Source organism: Mesorhizobium sp. P2_D6 (genome assembly GCF_056404315.1).
Window position 1 is genome coordinate 373,192 of record NZ_JBFUEG010000002.1, and the last position, 16,263, is coordinate 389,454.

General features: G+C 58.0%; 7 protein-coding genes. 2 read left to right on the plus strand and 5 right to left on the minus strand.

Going from position 1 to position 16,263, the window contains the following annotated elements; translation table 11 throughout:
• The first annotated feature begins 285 nt into the window (after positions 1-285).
• Positions 286-2,643, plus strand: coding sequence for a hypothetical protein (locus AC1D1L_RS05020; protein WP_477339293.1), 2,358 nt, complete (start codon positions 286-288; stop codon positions 2,641-2,643).
• 136 nt (positions 2,644-2,779) lie between these two features.
• Here AC1D1L_RS05020 and AC1D1L_RS05025 read toward each other — a convergent pair whose 3' ends face one another.
• The 3 genes from AC1D1L_RS05025 to AC1D1L_RS05035 form a co-directional block, all read right to left on the minus strand.
• Entirely contained in the window at positions 2,780-3,850 is a 1,071-nt protein-coding gene (locus tag AC1D1L_RS05025; RefSeq protein ID WP_477339295.1) for a hypothetical protein, read from the minus strand.
• A 426-nt stretch (positions 3,851-4,276) separates the two neighbouring features.
• Complete coding sequence (locus AC1D1L_RS05030; protein ID WP_477339297.1) at positions 4,277-5,788, minus strand: alkaline phosphatase D family protein; 1,512 nt, start codon at positions 5,786-5,788, stop codon at positions 4,277-4,279.
• 165 nt (positions 5,789-5,953) lie between these two features.
• A complete protein-coding gene (locus AC1D1L_RS05035) occupies positions 5,954-10,072 on the minus strand; it encodes a GMC family oxidoreductase N-terminal domain-containing protein (RefSeq protein ID WP_477339299.1) in 4,119 nt (1,372 codons plus the stop codon).
• A 148-nt stretch (positions 10,073-10,220) separates the two neighbouring features.
• On the opposite strand from AC1D1L_RS05035, the gene AC1D1L_RS05040 reads away from it, so the two are divergent.
• Positions 10,221-14,228: an AAA family ATPase gene (locus AC1D1L_RS05040; RefSeq protein ID WP_477339301.1), complete on the plus strand. Its 4,008-nt coding sequence runs from the start codon at positions 10,221-10,223 to the stop codon at positions 14,226-14,228.
• Positions 14,229-14,611: 383 nt separating this feature from the next.
• Here the strand turns inward: AC1D1L_RS05040 and AC1D1L_RS05045 are convergent, their stop codons facing one another.
• Both AC1D1L_RS05045 and AC1D1L_RS05050 read right to left on the minus strand, forming a co-directional pair.
• On the minus strand, positions 14,612-15,043 hold the full coding sequence (locus AC1D1L_RS05045) for a hypothetical protein (RefSeq protein ID WP_477339303.1): 432 nt from the start codon (positions 15,041-15,043) through the stop codon (positions 14,612-14,614).
• Positions 15,044-15,220: 177 nt separating this feature from the next.
• Positions 15,221-16,126, minus strand: a complete 906-nt coding sequence (locus tag AC1D1L_RS05050; protein WP_477339305.1) for a hypothetical protein — start codon at positions 16,124-16,126, stop codon at positions 15,221-15,223.
• Positions 16,127-16,263 lie beyond the last annotated feature (137 nt).

Here is a 16,263-nt window from a genome sequence, read left to right on the forward strand (position 1 = left end):
TCACCCTCGTCACGAGCGCCAGCGACATCGACATGATGGAAATCCCGTCATGATCACGATCTATCCCGAAGGATAGGACGCCGATCGACACTATCTGATCCACTCGGCCTCGGTCGAGGGTGCATCATCTCGTCGCTGGAACTTCGAGTTACTGTTCTTTCGCCTGCTTGCTAGCACCGAGCCCTCGCCTGCTTCCTGGCAATTGATGTGGGATGTCTTGTTTTCGTCATGCACAATCGGCATGATACCTATCAATTATCTATTGTGAAATATTTGGGGGTGGCAATGTCAGTTCTCGATTTGGACTATCGCTTCTCTTCGTTGTCGCTGCACGACCTGCTGGATGCCCGCGACGCTTACCACTTCCACCTACTACACAAGCCCAACGTCATCGGCACGGCGCTCGGCCTCTATCTGATCCGCGACAAGGAGCGCTGGCCCGACGAGAAAGGCAAGGCGCCCAAGCTGACCTTCGCGAGAACACTGTTCAACTCAAGCGTGCGCGACTATTCCTGGCCCTGCGTCCTGGTCTTCGTACGCGATTGGATCGAGGAATCCGAGTTCGGCGCCAAGGGCAGCAAATACAAGGCCACCGACATGGTGCCCAAGACGCTCTTCCTGCCTGACGGCCGGGCTGTCCCCGTCTGCATCGTCTGGGCGCCCGATGTCCCTGCCGATGCGCCGACCATCGACCCCGTGCTCGTGCCCGGCGAAAAGTTCGGTGGCGGCGTGCCAATCGAGGTCTCGGTGCAGGGCGAGGACCATGTGGCGACGGCCGGTGCGCTCGTCAGTGACGGCCACACCACCTACGTCCTCACCGCCCGCCACGCCGCCGGTCCGTTCGGCACGATAATCAAGGCCCGCGCTCGCGACGGGCTGCGCCAGATCGGCGTAAGCTCCGGCAAGCAGCTAACCCGCCTACCTTTCACTACGATCTACCCCGGCTTTGCTGGCCGCCTCTCCTACGTCGCCCTCGATGTCGGCCTCATCGAGATCGACAGCGTCAAGAGCTGGACCAGCAACACCTATGGCCTGCCGCCGCTCGGCCCCATGGCCGACCTCAGCGTGCAGAACCTCTCACTGCGCCTCATCGACCAGCCTCTCGTCGCAATCGGCGGCGCCTCCGGCATGCTGCGCGGAAAGATCAAAGCGCTGTTCTACCGCTATGCCTCGGTCGGCGGCTACGACTACATTGCCGACTACCTCATCGCTCCCGTTGGTGAAGTGCAGACCCGGCCTGGCGACTCCGGCATGGTCTGGCATCTCGACGTGACCCCGCCACCGGCCAGTCACAAAGCCAAGGAGATTCCGCTCGAGCGCCGCGACCTTCGCCCGCTGGCCATCGAATGGGGCGGCCAGGTCTTTGTCGATGGCAAGTCCAAGGCCTCCTTTGCCCTCGCCACTAGCCTCACCAACATCTGCCGCCTGCTCGATGTCGAACTTTTGACTGACGTCGACCGCGGCGTCTCGGGCTATTGGGGCCGCACCGGCCACTACGGAATTGCCTCCATCGCCATTTCTGCCATCAGCAACGACCGGCTGAGGACGCTCCTCACCAACAATCTCAAGCTCATCAGCTTCGATGCCAACGATATCGCCCAGAAGGACTTCGACAAGTCGATCGGCCAACTCGCTGCAGCAAACAAATTCGTGCCCCTCGCCGACGTGCCGGACGAGATTTGGAAGCAGGTCGATTTCGGCAAGAACCCGCGCGAAGGCGGCCGGGATATCAATTTCGGCGATGGCGGTCCCGAGCATCCCAACCACTACGCCGACATTGACGTACCGATCAGCAAGGCTGACGGCGCGCCGCTCTTCCGAGATTACTTCCTCGGTGACCCCGATCGAATGACCCCGGAAGAATGGCTCAAAGCCTATAAGGGCGCGGCCGAAGTCTTCGATGCGAGGGGCGACGAGAAGACCGCCAAGGGCTTCCGAAATCCCTACAAACGCGGACTCCTCCCCTTCCGGCTCTGGCAATTCTTCGACGCCATGGTCACCTGCCTTAAGTCCGATCCCATCGACATCGTTGGCTTCGTTACCGCCGCCGGTACCGCCTCTCACTATATGGGCGACGCCTCTCAGCCCCTTCATGGCTCGGTTCTCGCAGATGGCGACCCGGCGCGTCCGGTCGAGCTCCATCACCCAGTGTCCGGCAAGGTTGAGGTCGTAAACTACGGTGCCGGCGTCCATTCTGCGTACGAAACGGCGATGATTGCCTTCAAGGCCAAGGAGCTGCTGCCGATGGTAGAGAAACGTGTTACTGCATTGGACCCATTGCCGCTTGCCAAGACCGGCCGCGATGTCGCCATGGCGACCCTTGAGGTCATGAAACGTTGTGCCGGCGTTCTTGAGCCAATGAAGATCGTCGAGGCCTTCGTCGAGGCCGGTGGCAAATCCAACCAGACTACGTATACAAGGCTGTGGGACAAGTTCGGCGATCAGACAGCCGACGTCATGGCCGAAGGTGCGCGCGGTCTAGCTATGCTCTGGGATTCGGCGTGGACGGCGGCCGGCAAGACCGCAACGAACAGGGCGCCGCTTGATACGCTCGATCCGGACGAGGTTCGCAAGTACTACATCGACAAGAAGTTCGTGCCGTCCCTAACGTTAGAGGACATTGGCAAGGTCCTGAAGAAGTAATGCGCCCCTCGACTGTCGACAGAAATAGCGCCCTGCGTCGGGCATCCCCAGCCAAATTGCGATAGTGATCGATCACAACGATCAAGTCAAAACAAATGTGATTTCGCGATGTTCCGAAGTCAGTCAAAAATCAAGGTTACTGGAGCAACGTGGAAGAAGGGTTCGTTCGAAGAATGTTAAGCGTGTGGGCGGCAGCGACGGCGCCGACCTTGGCAGCCTGGGAATTAGTACATGATGGAAGATAGTTGGCCCAGCGCGGTGTTCCCTCGACCAACCTCGGCTCATATTCAAAACTGGGACCCTTACTGATTGGCTTGTACTTTTGCCTTATGCAAATTGGGATGAAAGTAAGTGTGATCTGATCTTTTGAAACCCGCTTATAGTTAAGTAGGCCGTCGCCGCCGTTGGGTCCGGTAAATTTTTGAATAACCCAGCTCGGTCCGCCTTTGACTCCCGAAGTTACCGTGAAGTCGATCGTGGTTTGAATTTGGCCGACAGAATACTTTAGATCTGCTTGTGTAATTTTCGCCGTGCCGCCGGGGGTTTTTGTAGGCCACACTGAAATGTCATTCATGTCCGCGGAAATAAAATAATAGTTTAGCATTTCCTGTATTCCAAGCGAGCCGCCGAGTTCTCTACCCTGACCGCAAGGCACGGAAGGCTCCGATTGGCCGTAAGCGAAGTGGGCTATTTGCCCTTCTGTCGGTTTCAAATCCTTGTGAGGCGGGGACGGGACCAGGCGCTCAAAGTCAATCGAAGAAAATAACGTGAGCAAGCGATGAGCGCCTTCGGATAACGAACCGTCTACAGATAAAGTGAGGGGGGTGGAAATAGCACCCAAACTGGCAAATTTTGCTGATGGGCTAGATCCCACGGTCGAAGTTGCATCGAGTTGAAATTGTGCCTCTCCAACGTACTCAATTTCTTGGAACAGATTTTTCAAAGTAAAGCTTCTATCAGTGATGTCAGTCTGACCATTGCTGCCGTCGCGTCGTGCCAAGCCGGGATCATCAAAATAGCGAGGCAGGACATGCGTATCGTCGTTAGCGGCTTGATAGAGCTCGCATTTCAAATTCGCCATAAGGGCTGCAATCTTTGGTCCCGAGGGCGCATACGACGGTCCGATCGCGGTGAGGTCGAACGCAGGGACGTTGCTGCAACCGGCCATACCAAGAATGGAAGCCAGTAAAATTGACTGCTTGAACATCCCGTGTACCCCCCCAAGAGCAATTGGAAGAGATCAAGGCATAGAATCTCCTACAATTCAACGAGGTTTCTTCAGTTTCAATGGAATGGCAATGGAATTTTATAGTGAGAGATCGTCATGTTGAAAGGATGGGTCTAGCGATTTTGGTACCTTGGCTACGGCAAAGTAGATATAGATGAGTGACAAGGAATTTGCGGAAGGAGGCGTGAGACGATGTCCAGACCTTCAGTCTGATCAAGCTTCAGCGACGGGCAGCTTTGCGCCTCTTGTCGACCGTTGAAGTCAGCTCTGCCCCGCCTGGAAGCGGACAAAGATAGCTACGGAAGGATGGATGCCGAACGTAGGACTGACTAACGCTGCGGGCGAGTCCAGGCATGATAGAAGAATTCGAGGACCAGTTTTCAACCCAACATCATGATGTTGGCGTCAGCCCAACTCCCGAGTGAAGGATCCGTTCGCTTTGAGTCCGCCGGCATGATGGAAATCGACATCTAGGCGCCAACCCGATCGGCTGCGGTCGGCCGCTACTAGCGCGAAGCCGTCGCCCGGTGCAAAACTTGTCTGGACTTCGCAGCGATAAGGCCCGCTCGTCAAACTGGGGAAGAGAAAGGTCTCGTTAGCTTGGAAATTGTCAGGAACGCCATTCGCGAACGGGTAGGGCGCGTACAAGCCCGAACTATGGACCGAATGCAAGATGCAGTGCTTGTCGGTAATGCAGTTTGTTATGCGGGCGGTAACAAGGCTGCTGAGATGCTCATCACCAGACAGGAAGACCAGGCGCCCGACTTCCTTGTCGCAAACAAACTTGAGTAACGCATGCATGGAGCGCGGGTATCCGTCCCATGCGTCAGAATGCAAGGCACAACTGGGGTCTTCGGCCACGTCCCGCCGACGTGGCAGGATGGCTGAAGGTGTAAGAACAAATTTAGGCAGCTCGGCGTACTCGGGCTTTGTCAGCCATTCGCATAGCTTGTCGAACTGTTCCGGCCCCATGATCCTAGCTTGGTGGCAATTCAAAGCTGTCCGCCCCTCGCGCTCGGTGCGGGTATCACTGAGAAAAAACGGTATGCCATCGTGTGTGAAATTGCGCCAAAGGCGAGCTGGAAGGCGCCCGGTTTTCCCACGTTGATATCTGAGATAAGCCTGCTTCCCTGACTTGATGTCGGTGTCTTTGCTACGCATTTTAGGATCTGGGTCATTGGCCCAGTTGTCCCGAATCTCATGATCGTCCAACATAGTTTCGACCACCAGATCCAAGCGCTGCGTTACCGCCATGACACCGCGGCTCTGGCCGCGACGTTCATATGTCATTCGGAAGCGATCATCGGTCACCTTGGGGTCGAAAAGCCCCGCGGTTGCGTCGATGTATACCTGATCACCGGCCAGAAGAAGCAAGGTCGGGGCGCCGCTTTCCCCCAGCAGATCGGCAAGAGCAAGCAGAGAGGCATCGGCAGGTCCTCGCGTGGCATGCTCGCCGTCGGGCATATGGTCGAGGAAGTCACTGGGATATTGGCAACTGGCGAGGGCGAAACGAATATTTGTTGGCCAGTTGACCCTTTTGCGGGCTTGGCTTCGGCGCAATTTTTCGGAATTGCCTACAATCAGCCCACAACGCAAATCGTCAAATGTGTCAGCCTCCAGCGCATCACAAATAGCCTGGGCGGCCTCTTGCGTTGCCTTCAGCGCGTGTGGAACGGTATCCAAGATATCAGGCGTTTGATCCGTCAAATCGGGTAGTTTCGGTAATCGAGCAAGGCCGCCGATACCCTCGGCCTGTACGTAAAGCAACAGAACCAGGACCTGCTCGGCGACAGGCCACTCGTAAAGCGGAACTTCGAACATGTACGGGGATGCGCCTGGTTGCAGGTAGAATTCACCGAAACCCATGCCTTTTTGTTCGATCTTGTCAGGACCAAGTGCAGGCGTTGTCTCGATCAAGCAAAACCGATTTCCGGCTCTGCGAACAGGGACAAGCAGGGCGGCATGAGGGAACCCGCGCCCGCCGCTATCTGCTGCCTGCACTCGGATCGTGCCACCTTCGACCCGAATGCGCACGCCATATGCTGGCGCCCTAGCCTCGAACGGAAGAGAACGCGTCATAGCTCACTCCACCGCTTGCGTAACGGATTCCTGGTTGGACCGGGTGTCTGGAATTCCAAGGTATTTCGCGATGACGCCGCAGATGGACGCGGCGTCTTTGCCGATCAAACAATCCTGATGACCGTGGCCAGGTATGCACCAGGTCAGGTAGGAGGACGCGCCGAGACCCAGACGTGATTGGTTTTCATCGATAACCTGCCTGATTGCTTCCTCCGATTGTGGCTCCTCGACGGCTTTCGAGGATGAATTCAAGTGCGGCACGCCGGCCCCGCTGAGCATGTTTCGCATCAGCCTTAGGGTCGAAGGGTCAACCAAACCGTTCTCCGCTCCATGGATCGACATCATGGGGAACAGCAGTCGATCCCTTACTCGGTTGGGTAGCACATAGCGATTTATGCCAGCCCGGTCGGTGACCGTGTTGAAACCTGCGAAATGGATAACCTGCGAGACCGTCTCGACGCTAAGCGGGCCGAAGAAGTCGTCGATCTGGTCGAGCACGACGTCGGAGAGGTTTCTGAGTGAAAAGGTGCGCGAATACAGCGCGTCCATCCGATGCCGCGTCCCGACCCAGGGCGTCACCTTACCTGGAGGCCAAAGGGGATTTTCGCGCCGAAACTCGTCAGGCGGCATTCTCATCGCCGCAAGGGCACGGTCGAGCAATTGACCGGTCAAAGAAACGTCGCTTCGGGGGCTAAACACATAATCCTGAATTTGAAGAAAATACTGGATATATCGCATTATATAGGCGGCGAGCACGTTAGACGGACTTAAAAGCATCGCCGGCCCAACCTGTGAGAAAACCACCCGTCCAATTTTCTGATGCAGATTTTCTTCATCAGTCCCGCCAAGTATTGCCATGCTAAACATCGCTGCACCCATGCAATGGCAAACGATATCAAGCTTTTCCTGCTCGGTGACAGCCAGCACGTGACGGATGGCGATCGGGATATCCTGCTCCGCCATCGTCTCGAATGGCCAGTTGCCAGTGGCCGTGGTCAGGCCCGAGCTAGAGCGCATGTCAAGCACCCATACGTCGCGACCAGCATCGCATAGCGTCTCGGTAAGATTACCCGGTACAGCAGCGTGGGCAAAGGTGGTGCCGCTCGCGCTGTAGCCATGGATGAGCAGTACCGGGCGTTTCGGAACATCACTCTCGTTCAATCCGGCGGAAGTTCCGTTGTAGCGCGCAAGGCGGATGCGAACAGACGGCATCGCCCTGCCCAAGGTCAGCCATTCGATTTGAGGAGTCGGTAAGCCCGCTATTGCCCCGGGCAGCCTTTGTGGCACCCGCTCCGATGCAGCGTCGGGGCGGCGAAAACTCAGCGCATGTATCTGAAGGACGACGCGTAGGCAGTAGAGCAAGAATGAGATCAAATCCGCCAGTGCGGCGACGCGGTTTTCTTGGCCGACAATTCGCAGCAGCGGCACCGACTGCCGAGCCAAGTAGCGCTTGTTAAGTTCCAGCACCGGTAGTGTCGTGCCGAACACGGTCTTACGCATCCGTGGAAAAGCCGCGACCGACATCTCTATCAGCTGCGTCCACGGACTGGCGCCGCGCCCATAAGTGAGCCTCTTGACCGCTCTGATCTTCCCATGTTGGAACATCGAGCTGTCAAACCCTGCGTCAGCAGCGGCCTCCGCCGACTTAAGGTCATCCGCTTTGACGATTTTGTCGATGCGCAGATCGTATTCAATCAACCGTACACCACCAGCACGCGAGCACAGGTGCAGAATATCGAACAACCGGACACTGGACGGCCCTCCGCTGTCCCGAGGCTTGAGACGTAACCATCTCTGGCCGTTTTGGATCAAGGTGTAAGCGACGTCGCGAAAGCCACGGTTGACCGCCCAAGCCAGCAAAGCACGCCAGGTGCGAATTACAGGACCAGACCTTTCGCGATTGAAAAGACGCAGTGTTCCCGAAATCTCGGCTTCGAGGGCGACATCGCTTTCATAGGCCTTGTCGGCGACAGGGTCGAACCGCTTTCCTGCTCGCAGAATGCGCAATCGACCTTCGGCGATCGGCAAACCGCGGCCTCCTGGCATCTGTAAGGAAAAAAGATCGGATAGCACCACCGGCCTGGTGGTGAGGGTTACTTCGACCCAATGTGGTTTTGCCTTGCCGCTGCCGCGAGCGGCCAAGGGTATCTGACCTCGCACCTGTTCAGTCAGTTCGATCCTGGTTGGAGTGGGCTTGGGGTTGGTCCGCGGCGTGGAATAAGTTGGTCTAGCGATGCTCGCGGAATTCCCAGGCACAGGATTATTGATCAAGCGGCCGCCAATGAGTTGCCATTCCTCCTTGAGTGCACTGACTGCGCGCAACGCAAGAACAGCGATAGTCAGAGCGGGGTTGATGCCCAACGATGTGGGAACAATCGAGCCATCGAGCACAATCAGCCCCTTGTGAAGACTATTAGAGGCAGCCCCGGCTGCGTCGAACACCCGGCCGCAATGGTCCGTAACGCCCTGTCGGACGTCATCCCCCATAGCGCACCCCCCAAGCGGATGTACCGTAACCAGGGGACCCCGCTGGCGGCCGAATACGGCTTCCAATCGATCTGACAATGGCCGCCAAAGCAGGTTGTTCACCAAGCGCCCTCCCAAGCCCGACTTTTGAAGCAAATCGCCAAGACGCCTGTGATGGTTCTCGAACCGGGGATCCAATCGCAACTCCGGCCATCGCACCGTGAGCATTCCATCGCTGTTGTCATTTATGGCGCCGCCCGGGGTCAGTTCGCCCTCGGCGTCGTCGCGGCCGATCATCGCCAGCACAAGGGAGTTCGCAATGGCCTTGGGGTCGACGGCAGCGTCGTCGGACCATAAGGGATTTGGCTCATGCTTCTCCCAATCGCCATCAGCAACGCGATTCAGCACATCGAATGTGGTGGTGCTCTCCTCAAAAAGGCGGCGCAACGGTCCCGGCACAGCCAGATCCTGAATCACCAGGTCAGTGTCTGCATTGCCTTCGCGCAGGTCGATCATCGCGGTTATTGTCGGGCCGATCGCGCGGCCACCGTTATGTGCAGAGCCAGGAGCCGGAAACTGCGTTTCATCCGCCACACCATTGACCCGTGTCGCTAGGGCGTGGGCCACCACAAGCATATCCCCGTTGGCGGAAAACTTGCGACCCAATTGGTCGGAGAACCTCGTGCGGTCATCCTGCGAGCGCATCAAAATTTCCGTGGAGCCGAACGTCCCGGCAGCGAGAATCACGCGCCTTGCCCGCAGCGCAAACGGTTTACCTTGGCGATCTCTCAACTGTCCGTCGGTGTGGTTGACGTCCACCCGCCATCCATCTTTCAATGGCCAAACGCGGAGGACGGTTGCGCCGGTGACGATGCGAACTTCGCTTTCTTGGGCAAGGCGCAATAAGTTTAGATCAAGCGATTCTTTGGCGTTGTAGTTGCAGCCTGTGGCGCAGTCGCCGCAGCGGCGGCACGGACTCATGGCAACCCCGGCCGAATTTGTACGGCAATCGGATGCAACCGTTACACTAACGGGTCGTGCCATCCCGCCAGCCAGCCTGCCAAGTGCCTCGGTTTTGGAAGGGGCGTCGGCGGCATCCATTGCCTTGGCTCCTAACCAAGCGCGCAGTCGTTCAGCCATCTCTGCAAGCTTGGTTTCGTTACGAATCTCGGCAGGCCAGCGCGCCTCCTGGAAAATCTGCGGGTGCGGCATCTCCATGACACCGGCGTTGATCAATGAGCCCCCGCCCAATCCAGATGCGACAAGCGCAGCCGCGTCGTCGCTCCAGCGCATGTCGTACAGACCGTCGAACGCCCCACGCTGCCGCTCCGCGAAGGGTGTCGTGAAGCGGACATGACCCGCCAGATCGGCCATGCGGGTCGGGAACATTCCTGCTAGGTACTCCTTGCCGCGTTCGAGCACGCAGATACGCAACGATTTCCCCTGAGCATCCTTGCAATTGCTAAGTTCGGCGGCGGCCACGGAGCCGCCATAGCCGCTGCCAACTATGACGATGTCAAAATCATACTCGTCTTTGGCCCGTCTCCTCCGCGGATTGGCGATCTGAGGCAGATCGTTGACCAATGCTTCGAGCCCCCGCGAAAGCCAAACTGTTGCACGTGGCGATTCGGCTGCTCCCTCGAGATTGATGGACATTGTCCCTCCCTAATTGGGCCTGAACTATACGCGAAATTTGATGTAACGTCAGGAAGTCGCACCCGTCATATTGTGCTGGTTTTCTTCAAGATGTCTGCGACCTCCTATTCTTGGACGCTGTTGGCCGCGACTGCGGCGGAGGGCCATGATGGAAACTCACGAGCTACTGGGGAGTTTCCTTCCCCTTAAGTTACTCGGGAGAATTCACGCGGTTCGCTCCGACGGCCCGGTGGCCGTCGAGTTTCCGGCTGCCGTGATGTTTGTCGACGTGTCGAGGTATACTGCCCTGGTCGAGCAGCTGGCGCGCCGGGGACAGGAAGGACTTGAACGAATTCCAAACCTGCTCAGCCGGTCGTATTCGCGCTGTGTGGAGCAAGTCCACGAACGTGGAGGAGAGGTTCTATACCTCGCAGGCGACGAGTTGTTGGCCTATTGGGCGGCGGACGCCGACGGACTAGCAAGCGCTGTCCGAGCGGCGACCGCTTGTGCCGAGGCTATCTGCGGTAACCAGAACGACCGCTCGGACAACGGCGAAGGCGACGTCGCACCAGCACTGCATGTTGGTGTCGGTGCAGGGCCCCTCTGGGCCGCGGCGTTGGGTAGTCAGCGCATCTGGACTCTCTTCGCCGGAGGCAGCGCGGTTGTGGAAGCAGCCCGCTCCCAAGCTGCTGCACGCAGATGGGAGTATGTGGTTTCGGAAAAGGCTAGTCTGGCTCTCGCGGGGCTGTACGGGCCGCGACCCCATTTGGATGCCCGAGCCACGATCCATCCGCCAGCCGACTGGCTGGCGAGGTTTCTGCCTTTGCAACTCAGGGACCTGATCACTGACGTTGGATCGGGCCAGGCAGCCGAAGGCAGTGCCAGCCCGGTCCGCTTCGCAGAACATCGCCGGACGGCCTTCCACCTGGACACACTTGCCGAAATAAGACCGATCACTGCTCTGTTCGCGCGAATAGTCGGACTCGACTCTCGCCAACCTCAGGACCTTGCTCGCTATCAATCGCTATACACAGCCTTGCAGGAAGATTTGCGTTCGCGAGGCGGGCCGGCCGGCGAACTGCTCTTGGGTGACAAGGGCTTGGTTTTCTTTGCGACGTTCGGAGCGCGGGGTAGCTTTCACCGAGATGATCCCAGCCTAGCGGTCGATGCTGCCCGCGCGATTAGTCTGACAGCTCAACATTTGGGACTTTCGGCGTCCGTGGGAGTGGCTACCGGCGACGCGTATTTTAGTGTCGTCGGCAGCTCCCGCAGGCGGCAGCTCACGGTGTTTGGAGCCCCGGTGAATCGAGCGGCTCGGCTGATGACCGCATCGACAAACATTTTATGCGATGCACCGACAGAGAGAGCTAGCCGGAGATCATTTCGCTTCGAGGAACGCGGCACCCTGCAACTCGAAGGACTAGGGGAAATGGCGACCGTCTTTTGTCCGGCGGACCAACGCGCCCCCGAATACAACACCACCTCGCTCCTCGGTCGGGAAAGCGAACTGGGGGCCTTGGCACGCGCATTTCACGAAACCCGGGAAGGAAGCAGGCGTTTAGTACTGATCCTGGGCGAGTCAGGCATCGGCAAGACTGCGTTAATCAAAGCTTTCACGGAGGAACTGCGGCTGACAGCGACCGCCGTCTTTGTGGCTGGCGCCGAACGTGACGATCGCCGTACATCGCTCTTGCCTTGGCGACGGCTGCTTGCGGCTGTTCTTGAGCTCTCCTCCGAAAGCGATGGCGTCACAATTCTTCAACGTGTAACCGAGCGTATTCAAGGCCACCCGCCGGTCGCTGCGCGACTGCCGTTGCTCGCTGATGTGCTAGGCGTCGAAATCCCGCAGAACGACGCTACAAGGCACTTGGAGGGAGCCAATCGCGCTGATGCGACCATGCGACTTCTGGGCGATCTTATGGATACGCTGTCACCGCGCCCGCTGGTATTGGTACTGGAGGATAGCCAGTGGCTGGATTCGGCATCTTGGCGTCTCGTCGAGTGGGTCCTCTCCTCCTTAACGTCGCTGCTTTTGATCGTGTGCGTGCGCTCAAACGAGGTACCGGAGGAGCTAAAAAACCTGCGCAAGCGGGTCGAAGCACCTGGCATGAACACGGGAGGAACCGAGGCCGACGATCCGGCGCGCTTTTGTCGAATCTTGGATCTCGAGGAACTCAGCGACGCATTGATCTGTGAATTGGTCGCCCGTACGCTCGGGGTTGCGCCGCCACATGACGAACTCTTGCTCCGGGTTTGTGCATTGGCGGGCGGCAATCCGTTCTTCGCGGAGGAGATAGCCCTCACTCTCAAGAGTCAGGGCCTCATCGCTGTGCGCGATGGCTTCTGGCGCCCAATTCGGCCGCTGGATGGCCTTAGATACTTCGACGGTGTCGAACGGGTCATTCGCGAGCGCGTCGATCGGCTTGAAGCCGCCGCGCAAGACGCGATTAAGGCGGCGGCCGTGATTGGCCGTACCTTCAGCCGCGAGGCGCTTATGACGTTGCTCAAGGGCGTGTTGCATGGCGACGCGGTTGCCGCGGCCGTCGACTCGCTGGCGGCCGCGCACCTCGTGCGTCAGGTCGTCAGTTCAGGGAATTATGAATTCCGTCATGATCAGATCCGGGACGTCGTCTATGGCGCAATCCCCGGTGAAGTGCGCCAGAGGCTTCATGGAGCATTGGCTGCATGGATAGAGTCAAGCCAGTCGGCTGCTACGGGCGCTGACAGTGCGGCACTTGTCCAGCACTTTGAGGCTGCGGGGGACAGCTTAAAAGTAGTGAGATACGCAAATCTCGCCGCGACAAAGGCACTGCAGATCGGGGCATTTCGTGAGGTCGAGTCATTTCTGGGAATCTGTCTGAGCTACGAGTCCGAGCAGCCTTGGAGTGCCGTTCAAAGGCTCCAGGCCGTGCGTTGGCGCAGGCAGCTTGGCGAGGCTCACTATAGCCGTGGCGACCTTCATGGTCAGGGCATTTCCGTGAGACGCGCGCTAATATTGGCAGGCGAGCCAGTTCCACGCTCATCAGTGGCCCTTCTGACTCGGCTGCTCGGAAGTGGATTGCGCCTCGCATTCCAACAGATATTTCCTCCGTCGGCGCGATCAGATCAGGATGATGCCTCAGGCTCTTGGGAGCAGGAACTCACTCGCTGCCTGAACCAGGCTGCTGTCGTCGACTTTTTCGAACTTCGTTTCTCGCGCGCATTCTCACACACTGTCGCAGCTGTCACCTATGCAGAGCGAACTGGGGTCACAACCGAGATGGCGGTGGCGTCAGCACAACTCGCGTGTGGTTTGGGGATTCTAGGGTGGTGGCGCGCCTGCCACTATTTCATGGCGCGGGCGGAACGAGTCGCGATCACCCTGGCAGACCCATCAATCCATTCGCACCTCTGCAACCTCGATGCGTTATGGCGTATCGGACATTGCGATTGGATGATGGTGGATCGCCGTCTTGATCAGTCCCAGGAACTTTGTCTCCAGGCGGGAGATCAACTGAGTTGGTGTAACGCGCAGGCTATACGCTTCTGGTCATTGTACTACCGGGGTCACTCGGGCGAGTTGGAGCAAACAGCCCAGGCATTGCTTTCACGGGCGCAGAACAGCGGAAACCTCCAGCAGGAAATCTGGGCGCTGCGATGCAAATCCCTGTGCGTCCTTCTGGCGGATAGTCCTCGTGAGGCGGTCGACATTCTGCGGCTGACTACGTCCGCTATGGTCGGATCCGCCGATCTCGCCGACATGGTTTCGGCGAAAGGCTCTCTCGCGCTCGCGCTCGCGCGGATTGGGCAACATGCAGAGAGCATTCGGACGGTGGTGGAGACGCTACGCCTACTTCGCGATATGGGTCGACCGACCGTACACAGCACGCTGCCCGGCATCACTGGTGTGACAGAAGTACTCCTGCGCGGCCGCGAGGCAGGCTTGTCGCGAGAATATGACCAATGGCGCCATTGGGAGCAGCAAGCGCTGCACGAGCTCAAGCGCTATCGTCGTGTATTTTCTGTCGGCGCCCCGCAGCATGAGCTGTGGGTCGGCGTAGCGCATTGGCTGGATGGACGCAATGAACTCGCTGTCTCTGCCTGGCAACGCGGGCTCGCGGCCGCTCAGCGCCTTGAGTTGCTTCGGGATGCGTCGATAATTGCGGCCGAGATAAGACGCCGACTAGATCGGGTCTAGCAGCCCGTTTGGGGGGCGTCGCGATCGTCCGCACGGTCGTCTCGACACTTGCTGGGGCTTAGGGCCCGGCTATGGAAATCACTGCCGTTTAGCTGCCGGTCCGCACTTGGCTCCATTTCAGACTACTAGTCAGATCATTCGGCACCCAACACCTGGCGGCACTCCATCATCATTCAACAGAATCGGTTGCGTCAAAAACCGTGACGCCAAGCCGCCCAGTGACAAGCTCTTCGGGGTCGTGATCTCAACGCACGACGCCGTTGTGACGCCCACAAAATGTCCCGCTTCCCAACGCACTTGATTTGGATTCAAGGCCCCTGGCGTAGGGAACCGGAGATCTGCAGGAAAGCCTGCAACGGCTAGCCCGCCCAACCGCGGCCGCTCTAGGGAATCTGCACGTAGTGGCTATCGCCTCTCATGTTGAGGTTCAACTCGGGCACTTCAAACATGGACCGAACCTTGTTCAGCCGCGATGGTGTCACGATCCTTCGATCAGCAGAGAGCGTGAAGGCATTTTCAGCGGGAAAGAAGACCAACCTGCCCCGCGGCCAATCCTCGTACTCAGTGGCCAGCAGTCTGCCGCTGATGTTCCGCGCGCGTAGCCAGGCTGGGCCCCGTGCTTTCATTTGCTGCCAGAAATCGTAATGTCCGCCTGGATGGGTGAGGGCTTCGCCGTAAGCTTCTGCCTGGGACAGATCGATAGCCTCCCCAAGGATCGCGTCTTGCCAAAGCCGGTCGGGAACAATCCAGAAGAACCCAACCTTTCCCCGATGGATCGCTTTCTGGGAATTGGTCGTCTCGTCGGTCGCGTTCATAGGGTTCTCAAGAATGGTGTTGTGATGTCCTCGCCAAGTGGAGGCCTGCTCTTTCGATCGCCACCCCGGCCAGGATCCAGTTACCCGCCTGACCCCTGGCTCAAAAAATGTTCGTAAATTCAGGACCGCATCCGCTCTTGGACATCGCCTTCGAAGGTGCGACAGCACAAAATCCGACTAGTAAGGTTCGATGTTCACCATCACTTGGCCATCGTCCATCAGCTTTACGCTATAGTTGATGTTCCTGTCGCCGAGCAGGCCTTCCTGAGATAGCATAAGCTGACCCATCACATCCGGGTTTCCGGAGGTGCCGGTTGTCACTACAGCCGAGCATTCATAACCATTCAGCAGCTCGCCTTCGGTGCGAACCGACTTCACAACGTAGGACACGGTTCCTTTTCCAACCGTTCCGAGGGCCAGTATTTGCTCGCCGCTTAACGGCGCCGATGCCAAGAGCTTCGAAACGGTGTCCTTTATCTCTGGAGCGCTGCATCTTGGAACTTGACTATCTGTCTGCGAGTCTTGGGTCCCGTTTGCCTGATCGTCATCTCGGCCTGCTTGATCGTCTGAACTATCCGACTGGCCTGTTTCGGACTGATCGCTGTCCGCCGCACCAGTGCTACCGGCTTGGGGCTGTTCGACACCAAAGAATGCCTCGATCCCTTGCTGGCCTCCGGCGCACTGCTTGGCAAAGCCGATAATCTTGGTCCGGTCATTCTCCGCAGTAGACTCATAAATAGATGGACACTCCTGGTCTGGATCAAACGGATTGTTGGGCAGGCAGAGAGTGATCGGATTTTTGTCCTGTTCGATCCGCCACGTCGATTTTACCTGGCGACCGTCTGCCTTGTATTGGTAGGTGGCCGAGCCATCGCCATTCAACTTCAGCAACAGGTTGCCAAAATCGAGGGTAGGTTTAGTGGCTGCCCATATGTCTGTGTCGAGCACTAGCCGCCATTTTCCGGTGACGAAAAATTGGACCTGAGGTGTACAGTTCTCAGCAGCAGTGGATGCTTCTGATTGGGCACCAAAGAGCGCCGCGACCGCAAACAGAAACCTCCGGGCTTTTGATCTCTGGATCATAGTTCTCCTCCAAGCAGTGCTCTTGCCGCACATTGCAAACGCCACGCGAGAGAAAGCGCGGCGAAGCGCCACCGCGATTTCGGCGGCCATAGCAAAGCCCTTGCTTTTCAGGGCAAGTCAAGCAAAATGTCACTCAT